At 60.5% G+C, this 20,177-nt stretch carries 16 protein-coding genes; 11 read left to right on the forward strand and 5 right to left on the reverse strand.

What is annotated here, in order from left to right:
* Nucleotides 1–118: 118 nt before the first annotated feature.
* From scpB to ACEOAC_RS06320, 11 genes are all read left to right on the forward strand, one after another.
* Complete coding sequence (scpB, locus tag ACEOAC_RS06270) at nt 119–1,159, forward strand: SMC-Scp complex subunit ScpB (RefSeq protein ID WP_413444753.1); 1,041 nt, start codon at nt 119–121, stop codon at nt 1,157–1,159.
* Nucleotides 1,146–3,236 carry a 23S rRNA pseudouridine(2605) synthase RluB gene (rluB, locus tag ACEOAC_RS06275; RefSeq protein WP_413628746.1) on the forward strand — a complete coding sequence of 697 codons (2,091 nt, stop codon included), beginning with the start codon at nt 1,146–1,148 and terminating at the stop codon, nt 3,234–3,236. Before scpB ends, rluB begins: the two co-directional genes overlap by 14 nt.
* A gap of 385 nt (nt 3,237–3,621) precedes the next feature.
* The gene (gene rimP / locus ACEOAC_RS06280; RefSeq protein ID WP_006464325.1) at nt 3,622–4,116 is read left to right on the forward strand and encodes a ribosome maturation factor RimP; all 495 of its coding nucleotides are present in this window, start codon (nt 3,622–3,624) and stop codon (nt 4,114–4,116) included.
* Nucleotides 4,113–5,672 (forward strand): transcription termination factor NusA, encoded by a 1,560-nt coding sequence (nusA, locus tag ACEOAC_RS06285; RefSeq protein WP_006464327.1) that lies wholly within the window; start codon nt 4,113–4,115, stop codon nt 5,670–5,672. The genes rimP and nusA overlap by 4 nt, the downstream gene beginning before the upstream one ends.
* 52 nt (nt 5,673–5,724) lie before the next feature.
* The gene (gene infB, locus ACEOAC_RS06290; protein WP_413628747.1) at nt 5,725–8,598 is read left to right on the forward strand and encodes a translation initiation factor IF-2; all 2,874 of its coding nucleotides are present in this window, start codon (nt 5,725–5,727) and stop codon (nt 8,596–8,598) included.
* 112 nt (nt 8,599–8,710) lie between these two features.
* Nucleotides 8,711–9,103: a 30S ribosome-binding factor RbfA gene (gene rbfA / locus ACEOAC_RS06295; protein ID WP_006464329.1), complete on the forward strand. Its 393-nt coding sequence runs from the start codon at nt 8,711–8,713 to the stop codon at nt 9,101–9,103.
* A 98-nt stretch (nt 9,104–9,201) separates the two neighbouring features.
* The gene (gene truB / locus ACEOAC_RS06300; protein ID WP_413628748.1) at nt 9,202–10,218 is read left to right on the forward strand and encodes a tRNA pseudouridine(55) synthase TruB; all 1,017 of its coding nucleotides are present in this window, start codon (nt 9,202–9,204) and stop codon (nt 10,216–10,218) included.
* A 183-nt stretch (nt 10,219–10,401) separates the two neighbouring features.
* Complete coding sequence (gene typA / locus ACEOAC_RS06305; protein ID WP_413443278.1) at nt 10,402–12,243, forward strand: translational GTPase TypA; 1,842 nt, start codon at nt 10,402–10,404, stop codon at nt 12,241–12,243.
* Between the two features lie 892 nt (nt 12,244–13,135).
* Nucleotides 13,136–14,287 (forward strand): trypsin-like serine protease, encoded by a 1,152-nt coding sequence (locus tag ACEOAC_RS06310; RefSeq protein ID WP_413443279.1) that lies wholly within the window; start codon nt 13,136–13,138, stop codon nt 14,285–14,287.
* The gene (locus ACEOAC_RS06315; protein ID WP_413443280.1) at nt 14,287–14,502 is read left to right on the forward strand and encodes a hypothetical protein; all 216 of its coding nucleotides are present in this window, start codon (nt 14,287–14,289) and stop codon (nt 14,500–14,502) included. Before ACEOAC_RS06310 ends, ACEOAC_RS06315 begins: the two co-directional genes overlap by 1 nt.
* A 93-nt stretch (nt 14,503–14,595) precedes the next feature.
* Nucleotides 14,596–15,189 (forward strand): hypothetical protein, encoded by a 594-nt coding sequence (locus ACEOAC_RS06320; RefSeq protein ID WP_413443281.1) that lies wholly within the window; start codon nt 14,596–14,598, stop codon nt 15,187–15,189.
* A 259-nt stretch (nt 15,190–15,448) separates the two neighbouring features.
* Here ACEOAC_RS06320 and ACEOAC_RS06325 read toward each other — a convergent pair whose 3' ends face one another.
* From ACEOAC_RS06325 to ACEOAC_RS06345, 5 genes are all read right to left on the reverse strand, one after another.
* Nucleotides 15,449–15,694 (reverse strand): DUF3310 domain-containing protein, encoded by a 246-nt coding sequence (locus tag ACEOAC_RS06325; protein ID WP_413443282.1) that lies wholly within the window; start codon nt 15,692–15,694, stop codon nt 15,449–15,451.
* Entirely contained in the window at nt 15,682–16,146 is a 465-nt protein-coding gene (locus tag ACEOAC_RS06330; RefSeq protein WP_413443283.1) for a hypothetical protein, read from the reverse strand. Before ACEOAC_RS06330 ends, ACEOAC_RS06325 begins: the two co-directional genes overlap by 13 nt.
* Nucleotides 16,147–16,151: 5 nt before the next feature.
* Entirely contained in the window at nt 16,152–17,855 is a 1,704-nt protein-coding gene (locus ACEOAC_RS06335) for a ParB/RepB/Spo0J family partition protein (RefSeq protein WP_413443284.1), read from the reverse strand.
* Nucleotides 17,852–18,688: a hypothetical protein gene (locus tag ACEOAC_RS06340; RefSeq protein ID WP_413443285.1), complete on the reverse strand. Its 837-nt coding sequence runs from the start codon at nt 18,686–18,688 to the stop codon at nt 17,852–17,854. Before ACEOAC_RS06340 ends, ACEOAC_RS06335 begins: the two co-directional genes overlap by 4 nt.
* A gap of 279 nt (nt 18,689–18,967) precedes the next feature.
* Nucleotides 18,968–19,237: a hypothetical protein gene (locus tag ACEOAC_RS06345; RefSeq protein WP_413443286.1), complete on the reverse strand. Its 270-nt coding sequence runs from the start codon at nt 19,235–19,237 to the stop codon at nt 18,968–18,970.
* Nucleotides 19,238–20,177 lie beyond the last annotated feature (940 nt).

Below are 20,177 nucleotides of genomic sequence, written 5' to 3' on the forward strand. Positions count from 1 at the left end.
ACAGCGCAAGACTTGCCGTACCTGGCCTGATCGCGGGCCTGGTTTGTCGCAGCCCTGCGGGATGGAGATCAGCTGCAAGCCGAACTTTTGTTAACAACAAGACGCACAAGAGTGGTACATGAATATTGCTGAGGCCAAGAAAGTCCTCGAAACCGCATTGCTTTGCACGCATGAGCCGCTGTCGATCAATGACCTGAAGAAGCTGTACGTCGATCCCGAGAGCGATGAGAGCAGCGACGTCAATGCCGAGATGATCCGGCAGATGCTCGACGAGCTGCGTACCGAGTGGGCCGACAAGGGCGTGGAGGTGGTCAGCCTGTCCACCGGCTGGCGCTTCCAGAGCCGCAAGGAAATGAAGGTCTACCTGGAGCGCCTCAATCCGGAGAAGCCGCCCAAGTACACCCGCGCCACCCTGGAAACGCTGGCCATCGTCGCCTACCGCCAGCCGGTCACCCGCGGCGATATCGAAGAGATCCGCGGCGTGGCCGTCAACACCCAGACCATCCGCATGCTGGAAGACCGGGGCTGGATCGAGTCGATCGGCCATCGCGATGTTCCGGGACGACCGGCCTTGTTCGCGACGACACGCAAGTTCCTGGATGACCTTGGCCTGAGCTCGCTGGAGGAATTGCCGCCGCTGCAGCAGGTCAGCGGCGAAGCGGCTGCCCAGGGCGCGCTGCTGGAATTGCAGGCCCTTGAGGGCGGCGTGGCTGCCCTGGCGGCAGAAGAGCCGGACGAGGAGTCTGCAGACGCTACACCGGAACTGCCGGAAGCTGGCGACGAAGCAGACGCTGTAAAGACTGCAGAGGCTGCAGAAGCCGGAGAAGCCGTCGAGATCGCCGAAGCGGTGGATGGTATCGACAGTTCGCCTGACGCCGATGACACCGAAGCGTTGGTCGGGCAGGCCGAAGCCGATGCTTCCGCAGATCACATGGATATCGCAGCCGCCGCCGGGGAAGAGCGCGCTGCGGGTAATCAGGACGACGCTTCCCCGGAAGCACCAGAACCTTTTGAGCAAGACGTTGCCGTAACTGGCACAGACGCCATCGAAGCCGTCGGCGAAGCGGCAGGCGAGCATAACGACACCACCGAGCGGGCCGATCAGCGGGAAGATGACGCGCGTCCGCCACATCCAGATTCGAAGAATGAAGCCAACTAGTTCCAAAGACGAGACCCAGGTCGAACTCGCAGCGGCTGCTGCCGCCACCACCGACAAGCCGGTGAAGAAGCGCACCCGCAAGCCTGCGGCCAGCGCCGCATCCGAGGCAAGCGAGGTGCCGGCGGCGCAAGCCGTGGCTGCCGATGCTGCTGCGCCGAAGAAGCGTGCTCCCCGTGCCAAGAAGGCAGTGGCCGAGGAATCGGCCCCGGTGGAGCAAGCTTCCGCCCAGGTTGCAGCTGCACCTGCACAAGAGCCTGCCGAGCCGGTCAAGAAGCCACGCGCGACCAAGCCGCGCGCCAAGAAGGCCGATCAGGCCATCGAAAGCGCAGCCTCGGCCGCTTCTGCCCAGTTGAGCCTGGAGATCGAATCCGCGCCCGCGCCGGCCAAGCCCAAGCGCGCCGCCAAGCCCAAGGCGGCTGCCCAGGCTGAAGCAGCTCCGGCTGCTGCGGCACCGGCACCGGCGCCTGTCGAGCCGCCCAAGGTCATCGTCACCGTGGGTGAGGAAGTGGTGGCGCCGCCGGTGCTGCTGGACGCCCCGCTGGACCCGAACCGTGCCAAGCCCGCCCGTCGCGGCGTGCGCGGCCCCCGCGCCCTGCGCAACAACCGCGCCGCCCAGCGCGCTGCTGCCGGCGCCGAAGCAGGTGCTCCGGCCAAGGGCGAGAGCCCGTCGGCACCGGAACAGCCGCGCGGCCAGTTCGGCAAGAACAATGGCCATGGTGGTCAAAGTGGTCACAACGGCCAGCCCGGCCAGCAAGGTCAGCAAGGCAAGAAGAACTTCGACAAGAACGGCAAGAAGCCCAAGGCCCCGCAACTGGGTCTGCGCGCGACTGAGCCGGTGGACGACATCTTCTCCTACGTCACCTCGGAAGCCTATGACCGTGACGAAGGCGCCAAGGCCGGTGGTCGCCAGGCGCACCAGATGCGCGGCAAGAACGGTCGCCGCGACCTGACCGCCGAGGATGATGCTCCCAAGCTGCACAAGGTGCTGGCCGACGCAGGTCTGGGCTCGCGCCGCGACATGGAAGAGCTGATCGTCGCCGGCCGTGTCTCGGTCAATGGCGAGCCGGCCCACATCGGCCAGCGCATCCTGCCCACCGATGCCGTGCGCATCAATGGCAAGCTGATCCAGCGCAAGGTGAGCAAGCGTCCGCCGCGCGTGCTGGTGTACCACAAGCCCTCCGGTGAAATCGTCAGCCATGCCGATCCGGAAGGACGCAGTTCCGTATTTGACCGTCTGCCGACCATGAAGGCCGGCAAGTGGCTGGCCGTGGGGCGTCTGGACTTCAACACCGAAGGCCTGCTGCTGTTCACCACTTCCGGTGACCTGGCCAACCGCCTGATGCACCCGCGCTACAACATCGAGCGTGAATACGCCGTGCGTACCCTGGGTGAGCTGGAAGAGGGCATGCGCCAGAAGCTGTTGAGCGGCGTCGAACTCGATGATGGTCCGGCGCAGTTCTCGCGCATCGCCGACGGTGGTGGCGAAGGCGTCAACAAGTGGTATCGCGTGACCATCGGCGAAGGTCGCAACCGCGAAGTGCGCCGCATGTTCGAGGCGGTCGGCCTGACCGTGTCGCGCCTGATCCGTACCCGCTATGGCGCCATGACGCTGCCGCAGACCTTGAAGCGCGGTCGCTGGGAAGAGCTGGAAGAAAACGCCGTGCGCAACCTGATGGCGGCCTGCGGTCTGGAAAAACAGGCTGGCGAGGCCAAGTCGGGCAATGGTGGCAAGCCGCAGGGCAACGCGCCTCGCGGAAATGCGATGCAGAACAAGGGGCCGCAGAAGGGCCGCAGCAGCGGCAATTTCGGCAACCAGGGCGGCAATTACGGCGGCCAGGGTGGCAATGCCGGGGGCGGCAACTACGGTGGCGGCAATTACGGTGGTAACAAGGGCGGCAACAAGGGTGGCCAACCCAAGAGCCGCCAGCCTGACCCGCTGCAGACCGCATTGGGCTTCCCTGACGCCGGCAACGGCCAGCGCCGCGGCAATCGCCCGCAGCGTGGTGGCGGCAACAGCGCGGCCAACTACATGCTGGGCGGCCTGCCGGGCATGAATCGCCGTCGCGGCGGTCGCTGATGCAGTGAATTGTCCGGCGGCAATGCCGCGGACAATTCGGCCTGTCATGCTGCGATAAGCCCCGCAGGAGTGCGCCAATGACGTTTTTTATGGACGTTTTTGGTGCCTTCTTCACATTTCTGCCAATTCGGGATTTGCTGTCAATACCTGGATCGGTTATAATGTGTTAGTTAAACGCAACCTGCCGCGAATCGCATATGTGATAAATCATTGATAGATCCGCCTGCGCCCCGATGTGTTGGAAGTCCGGCGGTTCGCGTGATGTGTGATCTCGATTTGTGTAGAGATAACAAAAGATGGGCAGATGCCCATTTTTTTTTTGCTGTTCAATTTTGGATGTCTGCCTGCCACTCCGGCAAAGCAGCATTGTCATGGAGAAAAAGTCTTGCAATTGCTGGAACTGATCGAATCCACCCTTTCGGGCCTGGGCTACGAACTGGTCGAGTTCGAGAAGGCGCCGCGCGGTCTGGTGCGCGTCTTTATCGATTTCCCGTTCGATCCTGATGCGGAGGAAGCGCGTTCGATCACCGTCGAGGATTGCGAGAAGGCGACGCATCAACTGTTGCACGTCTTCACCGTGGAAGACGTGATCTATGAGCGTCTGGAGGTTTCCTCGCCCGGCCTGGATCGCCCCCTGAAGAAATTTACCGACTTCGTGCGTTTCGTGGATTGCGAAGCCGTGGTCAAGTTGCGCGTGCCGCTGCCTGGTACGTCCAACCGCAAGACCTACGAAGGCGTGCTGCGGGCGCCCGAAGGCGAGGAACTGGTACTGGAATTTGAAGCAAACGATGGGTCGGCTGCCGTGTTGAATTTCACGCTGGCCGATGTGGATAAGGCACACCTGGTGCCGCAGGTCGATTTTAGGAGTCGCAAAGGATGAGTCGCGAAATTTTGTTGTTGGTCGATGCGCTGGCGCGCGAAAAGAACGTCGATAAGGAAGTCGTCTTCGGCGCATTGGAGCATGCCCTGGCGCAGGCTACCAAGAAGCGCTATGAAGGCGAGGTCGACATTCGCGTCTCCATCGATCGCGAAAGCGGCGAGTTCGAATCCTTCCGCCGCTGGCACGTGGTGCCCGACGAGGCCGGCCTGCAACTGCCTGACCAGGAAGTGCTGCTGTTCGAAGCCAAGGAACAGTTCCCCGACATCGAAGTGGACGAATACATCGAAGACCCGATCGAGTCCGTGGAATTCGGCCGTCGCTTCGCACAGGACACCAAGCAGGTGGTCCTGCAGCGCATCCGTGATGCCGAACGCGAGCAGATCCTGGCCGACTTCCTGGCCCGTGGCGATGCCCTGGTGACCGGCACCATCAAGCGCATGGAGCGCGGTGACGCCATCATCGAATCCGGCAAGATCGAAGCCCGCCTGCCGCGCGACCAGATGATCCCCAAGGAAAACCTGCGTATCGGCGACCGTGTCCGTGCCTATATCCTGCGCGTGGATCGCGGCGCCCGTGGCCCGCAGGTGATCCTGTCGCGCACCGCGCCGGAATTCATCATGAAGCTGTTCGAGCTGGAAGTGCCGGAAATCGAACAAGGCTCGCTGGAAATCAAGTCTGCCGCACGTGATCCGGGCGTACGCGCCAAGATCGCCGTCTACACCGCCGACAAGCGCATCGACCCCATCGGTACCTGCGTGGGCATGCGCGGTTCGCGCGTGCAGGCCGTCACCGGTGAACTGGGTGGCGAGCGCGTGGACATCGTGCTGTGGTCGGAAGACCCTGCGCAGTTCGTCATCGGCGCCCTGGCCCCGGCCAACGTCACCTCCATCGTGGTCGATGAAGAGAAGCACGCCATGGACGTGGTGGTGGACGAAGAGAACTTGGCCATCGCCATTGGTCGCGGCGGTCAGAACGTGCGTCTGGCAGCCGAACTGACCCGCTGGCAGATCAACATCATGACGGCCGAGGAATCGGCCGACAAGTCGGCGGCCGAGACCGCGCTGATCCGTACGCTGTTCATGGAAAAGCTCGATGTTGACCAGGAAGTGGCCGACATCCTGGTCGAGGAAGGTTTCTCGACCCTGGAAGAAATCGCCTACGTGCCGATCACCGAGATGCTCGAGATCGAATCGTTCGACGAAGAGACCGTCAATGAGCTGCGCAACCGCGCCCGCGACGCCCTGGTGACCGAAGCGATCGCCTCCGAAGAAGGCCTGGAAGGCATGGAAGAGGAACTGATCAACTTCGAAGGCCTGGACCGTGTGCTGGCCGGCAAGCTGGGTCTGGCTGGCGTGAAGACGCTGCCTGCCTTCGCCGGCCTGGCTTATGACGAATTCGGCGCGATCCTGGCCCTGCCTTCCGAGCGCGCGCGCCAACTGATTGAAAATGCATTTGAAGATGTGACCGACGATGAAATGAAGCTCATCGATTCCAAATACGATGAGCGCGCCAAGGCCCTGCAGGCCAAGGCATGGAGCGCAGTCGAAGGCCGCTGAGAAGCGGTGCGTCTCCACATCATCTGCCGAGCCACATAGAAAAGAGGACTGAATGGCGAGTAACAACGTTGCCCAATTTGCCACCGAGCTGAAAATGCCCGCTGACCTGCTGCTGACCCAGCTGCGTTCGGCCGGCGTCGAGAAGAGCTCTGCATCCGATTCCCTGTCGAAGGAAGACAAGGACCGCCTGCTTGAACACCTGCGCCGAGCGCGCGGGGCCGCGCCGGAAGGCGAGAAGAAAAAGATCACGCTGACCCGCAAGGAAACCACCGAGATCAAGCAGGCCGATGCAACCGGCAAATCGCGCACGATCCAGGTGGAAGTGCGCAAGAAGCGTACTTTCATCAAGCGTGACGAGCCCAGCGTGGACGAGACCGCAGCGCGTGCTGCGGCGCCTCAGCGCGATCCGGCTGTCGAAGCGCAGGAACGTGAGCAGGAAGAGGCTCGCCGTCAGGCCGAACTGAAGGCACAACAGGAGCGTCTGGACCAGCTGGAGGCCGAACGCGCCGCCCAGGCCAAGGCTGCCGAGCTGGAGCAGCAACGCATCCGCGAAGAAGCCGAGGCCGAAGCCAAGCGCCAGGCCGCGGAAGCGGCTGCTGCTGCCGCCGAAGCCGAGAAGGCCAAGGCTGCAGCCCCCGCCGCGACGGCTGCTGCCGCTGCTGCGCCGGCTCCGGCGGTCGACCAGGCTGCCGAAGAAAAGAAGCGCGCTGCTGCCGAAGAAGCCAAGAAGAAGGCTGAAGCCGCCGCCAAGGAAGCCGCTGACCGTGCTGCCGCCGCTGACCGCGCCCGCAAGGCCGTGGAAGACGAAGTGGCACAGATCAAGGCCATGATGAATGCGCCGCGTCGCGTCATCAAGGCGCCCGAACCTGCTGCAGCCCCGGCCAAGACCTCCGAAGGCACGCTGCATAAGCCGGCGACCGCTGCCAAGCCGGGCGAGAAGAAGGATGACAAGAAGCCGGTCGTGGCTGCAGACAAGAAGTCGATCAAGTCGGCCAATGTCTCGTCGACCTGGCAGGACGATGCCAAGAAGCGTGGCACCGGCGGCATGAAGTCGCGCGGCGCTACCGGTGGCGGTGGTCGCGATGGTTGGCGTGCCGGCCCCAAGGGCCGTCGTCATTCGCATGGCGATGATCAGCGTGAAAGCAATTTCCAGGTGCCGACCGAAGCCGTGGTGCACGATGTCTACGTGCCGGAAACCATCACCGTGGCCGAAGTGGCCCACAAGATGGCGGTCAAGGCATCCGAGGTCATCAAGCACCTGATGAAGCTGGGCCAGATGGTCACCATCAACCAGGTGCTGGATCAGGAAACCGCCATGATCGTGGTGGAAGAAATGGGCCACCGTGCCCACGCCGCCAAGGCGGAAGATCCGGAAGCGCTGCTGGTCGAAGGCGAAGAACACGCCGATGCCGAAGCGCTGCCGCGTGCACCGGTGGTTACCGTCATGGGTCACGTCGACCACGGCAAGACCTCGCTGCTGGATTACATCCGTCGCACCAAGGTGGCCTCGGGTGAAGCCGGCGGCATCACCCAGCACATCGGTGCCTACCACGTGGAAACCCCGCGCGGCATGATCACCTTCCTGGATACCCCGGGCCACGAGGCGTTCACCGCCATGCGTGCCCGTGGTGCCAAGGCGACCGACATCGTGATCCTGGTGGTGGCAGCCGACGACGGCGTCATGCCCCAGACCAAGGAAGCGATCGCCCACGCCAAGGCCGGCGGCGTGCCGCTGGTGGTGGCGATCAACAAGATCGACAAGCCGGGTGCCAACCCCGACCGCGTCAAGCAGGAACTGATCGCCGAAGAAGTCGTGCCGGAAGAATACGGTGGCGATGCCCCGTTCATCGCGGTATCGGCCAAGACCGGCGAAGGCATCGACTCGCTGCTGGAAAACGTGCTGCTGCAGGCCGAAGTGCTGGAACTGACCGCACCGGTGGACGTGCCGGCCCGTGGCCTGGTGATCGAAGCCAAGCTGGACAAGGGTCGTGGCCCGGTGGCAACGATCCTGGTGCAATCCGGTACCTTGAAGCGCGGCGACGTCGTGCTGGCTGGTTCGGCCTATGGCCGCGTGCGCGCCATGCTGGACGAGAACGGCAAGAACATCGCCGAGGCAGGCCCGTCCCTGCCGGTGGAAATCCAGGGCCTGACCGAAGTGCCCTCCGCCGGTGAAGAAGTAGTGGTCATGACCGACGAGCGCAAGGCGCGTGAAATCGGCCTGTTCCGCCAGGGCAAGTTCCGCGACGTGAAGCTGGCCAAGCAGCAGGCCGCCAAGCTGGAAAACATGTTCGACCAGATGACCGAAGGCGAGGTCAAGAACCTGCCGATGATCATCAAGACCGACGTGCAAGGTTCGCAGGAAGCACTGGTGCAGTCGCTGCAGAAGCTGTCCACCAGCGAAGTGCGCGTCCAGGTGGTGCATGCCGCCGTGGGTGGCATCAGCGAAAACGACGTCAACCTGGCGGTCGCCTCCAAGGCGGTCATCATCGGCTTCAACACCCGTGCCGACGCATCTGCTCGCAAGCTGGCAGAAGCCTCGGGCGTGGACATCCGTTACTACAACATCATTTACGATGCGGTGGACGAGGTGAAGGCCGCGATGTCCGGCATGCTGTCGCCGGAGAAGCGCGAACAGGCACTGGGTCTGGTGGAAATCCGCCAGGTGTTCGTGGTCAGCAAGGTGGGTTCGATCGCCGGCTGCTACGTGCTGGAAGGCCTGGTCAAGCGTGGCTCGCAAGTGCGTCTGCTGCGCAACAACGTGGTGGTGTGGACCGGCGAACTGGATTCGCTCAAGCGCTTCAAGGACGACGTCAAGGAAGTCAAGTCGGGCTTCGAGTGCGGTCTCTCGCTCAAGGGCTACAACGACATCGAAGTGGGCGATCAGCTCGAAATCTTCGAAGTCCAGGAAGTCGCCCGTACCCTGTAAAAAGGCAATATGCCGGCGTATCCTGATGGATGCGCCGGCTTCACTGGCAAGATCCGTCGCAGCAACGCGGGAATCCTCCCGCCAAGCCATCGACGGATTGTTTTTTTAAAGCATGGCAAAACATAGCAAATCCATTCCCGGGCGCGGCTTGCGCGTAGCCGACCAGATCCAGCGCGATCTGTCGGAGTTGATCGCCTTCGAGCTGAAGGACCCGCGGGTGGGCATGATCACCATTACCGAAGTGCAGGTCACGCCGGACTACGCGCACGCCAAGGTTTTCTTCACCACGCTGGTGGACAACCCGGACGCGATCAAGAACACCCTGGCCGGACTGCGCAAGGCGGGCGGTTACCTGCGTACCCAGCTGGGGCGGCGCCTGACCATCCACACCTTGCCGGAACTGCATTTCGTGCACGACAACTCGACCGCGCGCGGCATTGAAATGTCGCGCCTGATCGACGAGGCCAACGCTACCCGCGCCAAGGATTCGGACGACGAGGCCTGAGCCAGGCGTCGGCTGCGTCGTAGCATTGCAGTTTTCTCCTTCATCTTCGCACCGGTCTGCGATCCCTTCATCGGGGCGCGAGGCCGGTCTTGCATTTCATGGCTGACAATATGACGGCGGACCCCGCGTCCGCTTCCCCCGATAGTGCGCCGGAGCAGGGCAAACGCAGCAAGCGCGGCCAGCCGCAACGGCCGCCGCGTCCTCCGCGCGTGCCGGTGCATGGTGTGTTGCTGCTGGACAAGCCGGTGGGCCTGTCCTCCAACGACGCCCTGATCCGCGCCAAGCGCATGCTCAACGCGCCCAAGGCCGGCCATACCGGCACCCTCGATCCGTTCGCCACGGGCTTGCTGCCGCTGTGCTTCGGCGAGGCCACCAAGTTCTCGCAGGACCTGCTGGAAGCCGACAAGACCTACGAGGCGCTCGTGCACCTGGGTGCGCGCACCGATACCGGCGACACCGAGGGCCAGGTCCTCGGTGAGCGGCCGGTGGCTGTCAGCGTGGCGCAGATCGAAGCCGCGCTGGCGCAGTTCCGTGGCCCGATCAGCCAGGTTCCTCCCATGCACTCGGCCTTGAAACGTGATGGCAAGCCCTTGTACGAATACGCCCGCGCCGGCATCACGCTGGAACGTGAGGCGCGCGACGTGACCATCCATGCGCTGGAGTTGCTGGATTACCAGGCGCCGATGTTGCGTATCCGCGTCACCTGCAGCAAAGGGACCTATATCCGCGTGCTGGGTGAAGATATCGGCGAGGTCCTGGGCTGTGGTGCTCACCTGAACGCACTGCGCCGCACCGGTGTCGGCCCGCTGACGCTGGAGGGGGCGGTCACGCTGGAACAGTTCGACGCCCCCGGTGACGTCGACTCCCGCAAGGCCATGCTGTTGCCCGTCGATGGCCTGCTGCGCAGCTTCCCGGCAGTGCAACTGACGGATGAGCTGGCGCGCCGTTTCCTGCACGGGCAGCGCCTGCCGCTGGGCAAGGAGGGTGTGCCCGTACCGGATCAGACCGGCCGGGTGCGGGTCTATCGCAGTTCGGATGGCGCCTTGCTGGGCACCGGGTTGTTGCAGGAGTACGCCATCCTGGCGCCGGAACGGCTGGTGTCCGCGGCCTCCTAGAAATCAGCCAGACCCAGCACAAAAGCAGCACAAAACAGCAGCAAAGCGGCTTGCAGCAGGTCTTCCCGGGGGATGCTCCGGGCGCCGGCAAGCCGTTGAAAACACAGGTTTTTTCAAAGTTCATGCGTCGCAACATGCTATAATGCGCGCCTCCCAAGAATCGGCATTCCAACCACAGTCACCATGTCAAACAATATCCGCGCAATTCGCAACATCGCCATCATCGCCCACGTTGACCACGGCAAGACCACCCTGGTGGACCAGCTGCTGCGCCAGTCCGGTACCTTCCGCGACAACCAGCAAGTGGACAACCGCGTGATGGACTCCAACGACATCGAAAAGGAACGCGGCATCACCATCCTGTCGAAGAACTGCGCGGTGGAGTACAAGGGCACCCACATCAACATCGTCGATACCCCGGGCCACGCCGACTTCGGCGGTGAGGTCGAGCGCGTGCTGTCGATGGTCGACTCGGTGCTGCTGCTGGTGGATGCCCAGGAAGGCCCGATGCCGCAGACCCGCTTCGTGACCCGCAAGGCGCTGGCCCTGGGTCTGAAGCCGATCGTGGTCCTGAACAAGATCGACCGCCCGGGCGCACGCGCCGAGTGGGCCATCAACGCCACCTTCGAACTGTTCGACAAGCTGGGTGCCACCGAAGAACAGCTGGACTTCCCCGTGATCTACGCCTCGGGCCTGAACGGCTACGCCAGCCTGGACCCGGAAGCGCGCGGCGGCAGCATGGAGCCGCTGTTCGACGCCATCCTGAAGTACGTCCCGGCCCGCAAGGATGACCCGGACGCACCGCTGCAACTGCAGATCACCTCGCTGGAATACTCGTCCTACGTCGGCAAGATCGGCGTCGGCCGTATCCTGGCCGGTCGCGTCAAGGGCGGTCAGGACGTGGTCTGGATGAACGGTCCCGAAGACAAGCCCACCAAGGCCCGCATCAACCAGGTGCTGACCTTCAAGGGTCTGGAGCGCGTGTTGGTGGACGAGGCCCTGGCCGGCGACATCGTGCTGATCAACGGTATCGAGGAAATCGGCATCGGCTCCACCATCTGCTCGCCGGATGCGCCCAATGGCCTGCCGATGCTGAAGGTCGACGAACCGACCCTGACCATGAACTTCATGGTCAACACCTCGCCGCTGGCTGGCCGCGAAGGCAAGTTCGTCACCACCCGCCAGATCCGCGATCGCCTGGAAAAGGAACTGAAGTCCAACATGGCCCTGCGCGTGGTGCAGGCCGAGAACGACGACTCGACCTACGAAGTGTCGGGCCGTGGCGAATTGCACCTGACCATCCTGATCGAAAACATGCGCCGCGAAGGCTTCGAACTGGCCGTGTCGCGTCCGCGCGTGGTGTTCCGCATGGTGGATGGCGTTCGTGAAGAGCCGTACGAAAACCTGACCGTCGATGTCGAAGAAACCCACCAGGGTGGCGTGATGGAAGAACTGGGCCGCCGTCGTGGCGACCTGCAGAACATGGAACCGGACGGTAAGGGCCGTGTGCGCCTGGAATACCACATCCCGGCACGTGGCCTGATCGGCTTCCAGGGTGAATTCATGACCCTGACCCGCGGTACCGGTCTGATGAGCCACGTGTTCGACGACTACAAGCCGGTTGACACCACCAAGGGTGAACTGGCCGGCCGTCGCAACGGCGTGCTGATCTCCCAGGATGACGGCGCCGCCGTGGCCTACGCACTGTGGAAGCTGCAGGATCGCGGCCGCATGTTCGTCAGCCACAACGACCCGGTGTATGAAGGCATGATCATCGGCATCCACTCGCGCGACAACGACCTTGTGGTCAACCCCATCAAGGGCAAGCAGCTGACCAACGTGCGTGCTTCCGGTACCGACGAAGCCGTGCGCCTGGTGCCGCCGATCGAGCTGTCGCTGGAATACGCGGTGGAATTCATCGAGGACGACGAGCTGGTCGAAGTCACCCCGAAGAGCATCCGCCTGCGCAAGCGTCACCTGAAGGAACACGAACGCAAGAAGGCATCGCGCGAAGAATCGATCTAAGGGAGCGGGGTGGCCGGCAACGGCCGCCGGAGTGAGACAGGTTGTGTTGATATGTGGTTTGTGAATAACTGATATCAGCACAATAAAGCAGACAGCCATGATGCACTGCCATATAGTTACACCTGTCTCCTCCAATTTCCTCCTAAAGAATTGGATTCAAGCCCGCAACTTCGGTTGTGGGCTTTTTTTTTGCCGATTTCGCCGGACCAACCGATGAGGCGCTTTCCGGGCTTCCCAGCGGTGTTCGGCGCCGGATTTGTCTTCATCTCTTTGTCAGTAGAGATGAACATTTGTCCAAAATAGATTTTGTTGCGCTGTTTTTGTGCATTGCGAAATGACGACTGCCGGTTTGTGGTGCAGAATCGAGTCCGCTGTACGAAAAATCCTATCTCGAAGAGGATAGAGGGGACACCAGCCCGCAACGCGCAAGCCTTGCGGGCTTTCTATTTGTCGCTGCTATCTGCCATTGCTAGCCATTGCTGGCGTAAGCTGGAAAGACCCTCGGGACGGCGCCGAAGTACCATTGCGATGATTGCGGCGAGTGTGGCTATCCCATCGTCGGCCCCGCGCCCGAAGGCGCAAACGAACCTTGATTGATGCATTTCGTCAGCCCATGAAGAAAGACCTGCCTCCGCGTACCCTGAGCGTCGCCCCGATGATGGACTGGACATAATTAGAGCTGGAACAGCTATAAATACTGGATGGTTTTAATTTTTTGGCCAAATTTTGGCCATCACTCCAGAAATTTGTGTTCCCATCTGTGGTCGAAACGGCAAATATGTTCTCGAGCTTGGATTATGATTGTCGGGGGAACGATGTAATCCGTAGTTACGTAAAGCGCAGGGGCCTTACGAGACCATCCTACGGAGTGAGACTTAGCACGGGGAAATTCGTGACAGAACAAGAACTGAATCCTTCAAGCGAGCTGATCGAAAGTGTTACTGCACCGGCCATAGATATCGTTACATCCTCTTTGCGCCTTCTCCGGTGGGCTCATGACCACGGCCTGTTGGTTGTCTCAGCCTATTATCCAGGGCCGGACTATGAGCACCCTACCTTCGATAGCATTTCCCAAGACGGGATTATTTTGCTCAGGCAAAAGCAGATCCGTTTCATTGGAGTAAATAGCCAACGCGGGCAGATCAGTGTCTACCTTAACAAGGTGGCACCGGGTGGACGTGCTTCAAAGAAGTTGCCTCTTACATGCGATGGCTACCAGCTCATTTTCCGCCAAGGTGCTACAGATGAGGTCTCTCCTACGAACATTGCCCAAGGCGCTAATCCCTGCGCGATTCATGTCGGAGCGCAAGGATCTTTCTACACATGCGGTAGCTCCATTTCCGTAGGCAATTTTCGGGGGGCTGGAACTCTGACGTGCTTATTAAGGGACGGTGCTGGGGGCTTATACGGCATGTCTAACAATCACGTATCAGGGGCATGTAATTACGCCCCTACTGGCCTGCCGATCGTTGCGCCGGGGATTACTGATGTTGCGCCGCAAAATCCTGCGCCGTTTACGCTGGGTTTTCACTTACGGCAGCTACCCATGACATTGGGCGACCCAACCGTTGTAGATACTTCGCTCAACCAAGATGTGGCCGTATTTAAAATTGCTGATCCTGCAAGAATCTCTTCAATGCAGCAGGATGCATACGACACGCCCTCTCTGGCCGCCCCTTTGGTTCCGGGGATGGAGGTTGAGAAGGTGGGGCGTACCACTGGCCACTCTAGAGGGAGGGTAATTAATACGATTACTGGTCCTCTTGCCATCTCCTATTCGGCGCCCCAATATAATTTCTCGGGGCAAGCCTATTTTGAAACGATGAGCGTGGTACATGGTCTGACTGATAGATTTTCGGATTTTGGCGACTCCGGATCACTAGTAGTGCATACGGATGCCGCAGGCATACGCTATGCTGTAGGTATAGTGGTCGCTGGTGGGGATGACTCGTCCGCACCGGGTACGAAATTCTCTCTCATCATGCCAATTCAGCCCATCTTGCAAAGATTGGGTATGTCTTTGGTTTCAGGACATAACTTGTAATGGACCCGTTCCAGGCCGCCGAGCAATTGTATTTAGACATTGCCGCATCGAAAGGTGCGGTGAATGTCAGTGCATGGCCTGATGGAACTTCCTATATCCTCAAGGTATGGGTGGCGCCAGGCGCCAATACTCCGAAATTGCCGCCTACCTATGACGGGTACCGTGTTCTTGTCGAGCCCACTCCTAAGATCCAGGCGAGTGCTTACTTTGCCTAATATTTATTGGAGAACGTAGGCTCTATCTTGGGATGTTTTTAATAGAAAAGGCGCATCGCGCCTTTTTCTTTTTCACTGGCTTGGAGCGCGTGTGTGAGCCACAAAACTATTGAAGAAAGCATCGAGGATACCCTCCAGGCGGTATTTTTACTTGCGGGTGGTAAAGACAAATTCATCGGCATTGCTGAGGCCGAGGCCCATGAAATCGCGAGGAAATGGGATCTCAATATAGATACTATCGGACGGATTCTTCGATCGCATCTTTTCGTGGAACACCACCTTACCGAGCATCTTCAGCGGGTTAATCCAAAACTTGGACCGCTTTTGACGGCAAAACTTAGCTACACGCAAAAGGTTGAGTTGATCGACAGAGGGGATAAGTTTCTGGCTGAGCTTGTTCCTGGCCTTCGTCGTATTGGAGCTATTCGTAACCGATTGGCGCACCAATTGGATGCGGCTATAAAGCCAGAGGATGTGACGGTCTTTCTTCAAAATCTTATTTTCGTTGCGATGAGGACTGAGCGTTTCCGCCCGGATCCCCCGCCCGATGATCCTCTTCTGGTTCTAGAAGAATTTTCTCAGCACGCGGCGAGCTGGCTGCACGCAACATACAGCAAGGTTGGTGCATTAATGCGAAGCGCCGGAGTGGGAATTCCGGAAGAGCGTGCAGCAAAAAAAGACGCCTGAGCGTCTTTTTTTGCTCCGCCTTGCGCTCAATGCCTAGTTTCGTGAGCCTCCTTGGCCTCCCGCCGCTGCCTATCCAAGTATTCACCAACGTCGCGAACATCGGCTACTCGGTTGCGCCCTTCCTTCCGAGTGGGGATCGGGAACGTCCCTGCAGAAATTTTATTGTGCGCAGTGCCGACTTCTAGGCTAATTTCGTCGCAGACCTCGGCTAGTGTCATCGTCATACGCTCGTACTTCATCACAAGGAACATTTGCGCCTTCATTTTGCGCCTCGCTTCTGCAGCTCCCTCTGAATGTACCAAGCGGCCTTTTTCAGATCCTCAATAGCGCTGCCCTTCAGATCTGCGCGCCAGATGTATTTAACCGCATTGCCCAGGTTGAAACCCATATGTTCGGTGATCTGAATACACTCGATACCGGAAGGGTGGCCGGTGTAGTGGGCCGGATTGTTGACGTTATCCGACTGAGCCGCAGGCTTGTTTTTCGACGGAACTATGCGACGCATGCTTCCTCCGTCATGCTGGCCAGGATCGAGCGGGCCTGCCCGCTCGTCATGAGGTTGGTCTCTGCGCGCAGGGAATCGAGCTCGAAGCGCACGTCATCGATGTCTGATTGAAAGACCATCGTCCCGTAGCCGAATTTATTGGCCAGGCGTGCGACTGCAGCTACAGGCATGACACGGCCTACAAGGCGACCGTAAGCCTCGAAGAACTCAACGAATCCCGAAAGGGCGCCGGCCAGGCTGTACCACTGCCCGTCGCTGCGTGCCCGATACACTGCGCCGTCGCGGTCGCAGTCGGTCTCGCCAGTTGTCTCCAGTTCGACCAGGAGCTGCTCGATGGGACGGAAAGTGTCCTCCACGAACGCAGGGAAGTGCGAGAGTGGCATGGCGGGAAAATCGAGGCGTTTGAAGTTGCTGCCGGCCTTCCTGAGGCGGCTACGAACGCGTGTGCTCATGGTCTTCACTCCTTGGATTTCGGGAAAGGCCAGGCAGCATCGGGTGCGAGTGCCCTAGTGGGCTCCGGCTCGATGTCGCGGAAGGCTTCGCGCTTCAGTTCGCTGGTATCGACTCCGACGATCCTTGCGACCTTGAAGAGGGTGGCATTGAGGCTGATCGCGTCGGCGTCATCCTCATCCGGCTTGAACTCACCATCGACGATTTCTGTGGACCAGACGCGACCAGGCTCGAGCAGCCCTTCGATGAAGAGGCGGCACACATCTTCATCTGTTGCCTGCTCAAGCATGTGGTCGACCTCGGCGTGCTGCGTAAGATCGGCGTCGTAGGTCTCGTCGACGTCGCTCGAGATCTCAATATAGAAGCCGCCGGTGCTTCCGGCCACAGCAATGCGTGCGGCCATGGCGCGATACACGGCCGCAGTATGGATAGGCTGCAGCTGATCTCGAATTGCGGAGAAAACGGACTGATGGTACTTGTCGTAGGCGGCCGCGATGACCTCTTCGGCCCGCTTCTTCGGCGGTGTGAAGGCCCCCGCTCCGGAGCCATCGCTCTCCGCGTCTGCAGCCTTCTCCAGCTCAGCCTCGTACTCGGTCTGCTGCTCCTCGGTACGAGCGATGCCGGCCTTTTCCAGCGCCTGCTGGATTTCGGTCTTGAGGTATTCGGGTACTGGCTTCCCGTCATGTTCTACCAAGTACGCCGCTGGCTTTGGAAGTTGGCTGATCGACAGAGCTTCGAGAATGCTCTTGCTCGACATCTCCGCATGATTCACCAGACGTTGCAGGCCCCAGAGTCGCTCAGAGCCGTTGAGGGTGGTGCCGTAGGGGAACTGCACCCGCAACTCCTTCCAGTCCGAGAAGATTGGGATCTTCTTCTTTTCGGCCTTGGTGATGATGATCTTGAAATGGGTCTGCTTCTTGGTCTCGAAGCAGTCAGGGTCGGTGCAGGTGTTAGCGTCGACGTCGGTGAATACATCGGGCTGATTCCCCGCGCGCTTTGGGCATTCCTGGCAGCTTCCGCATCCCTTCACCAGTTTGGCGTCCGCCGGATCAAACGGTGCCTCGTCAAGACTGAGCATGTAGCGCGTGGCCAGCAGCTCCTGGGCGGCCCGGTGAGACATTGTGCCGTCGTGGCCATTATTGGCCAAGATCTCGCTCATTGCCTTTTCCTGCAGCGCAGGTACGGGAATGCGGGCGACCAGAAGGGCGGTCGATGCGTTTACCTTGCCTTCGGTGAGGGCGGCGCGGGCCTCGGGGGCGAGCCGCAGCAGCTGCAGACGGGTGTAAGCCCAACGGCGCTTAACGCCCATCTTCTCGCAAAGCTCTTCAATCGAGAAGCCGTAGTCGTCCATAGCTTTGCGCATCTTCTCGGCTTCTTCAATTGGCGCTACGTCTGCGCGCTGGTGGTTCTCGACCAGCTGCATGATCGCGACCTCCGCATCGGAGATCTCGCGGACGATGGCCGGCACTTCAGTCAGGCCAGCCAACTTGGCGGCGCGATAGCGGCGTTCGCCGGCGACGATTTCCACATCTGTATGGCTACCTGCGACCGGGCGAGTCAGGATCGGCTGAAGGATACCGCTCTGCTTGATGCTCTCGGACAGTTCGGCGAGGGCGTCCTCGTCGAACGTCTTACGGGGCTGATTCGGGTCGGCCACGATGTACTCGATGGGGATCATGCCGAAGTGCGGATGGGTCAGATCGATGCTCATGCTTGCTCCTGGGCCTGGACGTGGTTCCAGACGGGTTTAGTTTGAGAGAGGAATGCGTGCAGGCCGACCACGTCTGCCTGGCTGAGAGAGAGGTGCTGGCGGAGGATGCCGGCCTCGGCGGTGAAGATGCCGACATGGCCGTCCGGGAAGATCGACCAGGTCAACTGATTGGTTTGCTCAGCTTGCTGAGCTACCACAAGTCCCCCCCCGCCCCCCGACTGGGAACCGGCCGAGGGTGTGGAATCCAGGCTCGCGACGCTGTCGCGAGCAGGAGAGGACGAAGCCTTGATCAGCTCGCTGCCTTCGGCAGCGAGAGCGTAGAGGCCATCCTGCACAAGAATGCGGCCGGCTTTGATGGCGACCGCGAGGCAGGTAGAGACTGCGTAGCCTTTCCTCAGATCTAGCGCCATCCTCATCTGCTCGGGTGTCGCAGGTCCATGCTTTGCGAGGAATGCGGTTGCTTCCGCCTCGCGCGAGATCGTGCGTTTGCCCCGTCGAGGTTTCTTGGTCGGCGAAGCGGCCGCCTTATTGCGACTTGCAGGAACGCCGACCGACAGCGCAGCAGCAGGCGGAGGGGCGGTGTCCTTCACGCCCTCGCTGCCTGACTGCCATCCAAGCGCTCCTGGCCCCTTTGCGTGATACTCAGGCAGCATCAAGCCGTTCTTACCTTCGGTCGATTTGCTGACGATTTGGCCCTCCAGTTGTGCCAGGGCGAGGAGTTGGGTGAGAGGTTCGTCGTCAATGTCCAGCGCATCGCACAGTTGCGCTTTGCGCAGACCGGGGCGGCGCCGGATAAGCGCGACCAGTGCATCAAGCTTTTCTGAGTCGGTCATACGTTTCTCCGGGTAGAGTGGTCGTCAGGAACGAAAAATAAGAGGTCCGCCCGTGCGTCTTGCACGCAAACCGTGATCTGCCAAGCGGTGTGATGTGGAGGGGCAGCGATGGGAGCTGGTTGGGGCGCGCCGATGATGACGCCCTGAGCGCGCATGGCGTCCAGGACGCTGGTGAGCGAGGCTCCTGCTTGACCAGTTCTGAGCCTGCGCATTGACTGCAGGCGCTCGTTCATGATGTCCAGCGTCATCTGCGGTGAGGGCTTCATGTACATGCTGGCCTCACTGTGGGACGGCGCGGCAGGCCTTTCGACGGGCCTCCTCGGTGCGATCTCCTGCAATGCTGTGAGGCCACGGAACCCGACACAGATCTCGCAGGCGGTCGAAATCGAAGAGACCGTCCGCGCCATCTGCTACCTCGGCTGCATCGAGAGCGGAGTCGCGAGGTAGCGATAGGTCGTCGGTCACAGCCAAGGCCGAGAGCACAATGAAGGCGCTGGCGAAAGCCAGGATGATGAGAGCCGCTTCCGCAATCTTCGCGAGCTTCTTCATGCTGGCCTCACCGAGATTTTGCAGACGCCGAACATATCGAGTGCAGACGTGTGCACATCGAAGGACGAGTGCGCGATGATAGATATGGTCAGAGGGATACCGCTCTCGCGGGTCACTGTGAGGAGGAAGGCTTTCATTTAGCCTCCCGGCATGTCTTCGGAAGTTCAAGACCAATGAACTGGGCAACAAGGTGCGCACTGGCTTGTGACAAGCTGAAACATGCTCGGCCTATCCAAAGGTCCCAAGAGCCATCCCTGTTGCTATTGAAGCGGCAGTCGTTTTCCCCATTGGAGGTTGCGAACACGAGCGAAGCAGTGCCTTTCACGCTTTGAAGGTCTGCTGAAATGCTGTTGCCTGACGAGGGGCCGTGCTTGATAAGAAGCAGTCGATATCCGCGAATCGCGGTGAGAACGGTTAGAGTGTTCGGCTGGCTCATGCCTTCCTCGCTTTCGACCACAAAGACGGGGCAACAAACAGGGGCGCGGCCCGCAATGCAGACGCGCGGCTGCGGCCTTCGTTGTGACACTTGGCGCACTTGCCGTATTGAGTGAGCTGCTTCGCGGTTACCTGCTTCCCGCAAGCGCAGTCCTTGCGGACATGTGAAATATGGCGGGAATGCGTGACACGCCGGAACATGGCCTCGCTCTCTGGCGCCAGTCCGAAGCGGCTCATTTCGCACCTCGCTTGCTGTACTGATCTGCAGCGGATTGCTTCGCTTCGGCCGATGATTGACCGAGCGGCCAGTCGCGGCGTTGGGCGGGCCCGCGACCAGCAAGGAAATTGAATTTGGGCGGCCGTTGGAATGAGGTGGCCTTGTTGCGTCGTGAACTCATGGATCCCTCCGTGGTTTAACGGATGGGAGTATCACTCAAGTGATTTTATATTTCAACACTTGTGTGATAAATGAGAGATAAAAAAAACACGACAATGTCGTGTTTGC

Origin of the sequence: Herbaspirillum frisingense (genome assembly GCF_047325095.1) — a bacterium.
Lineage (GTDB): Bacteria > Pseudomonadota > Gammaproteobacteria > Burkholderiales > Burkholderiaceae_D > Herbaspirillum > Herbaspirillum frisingense.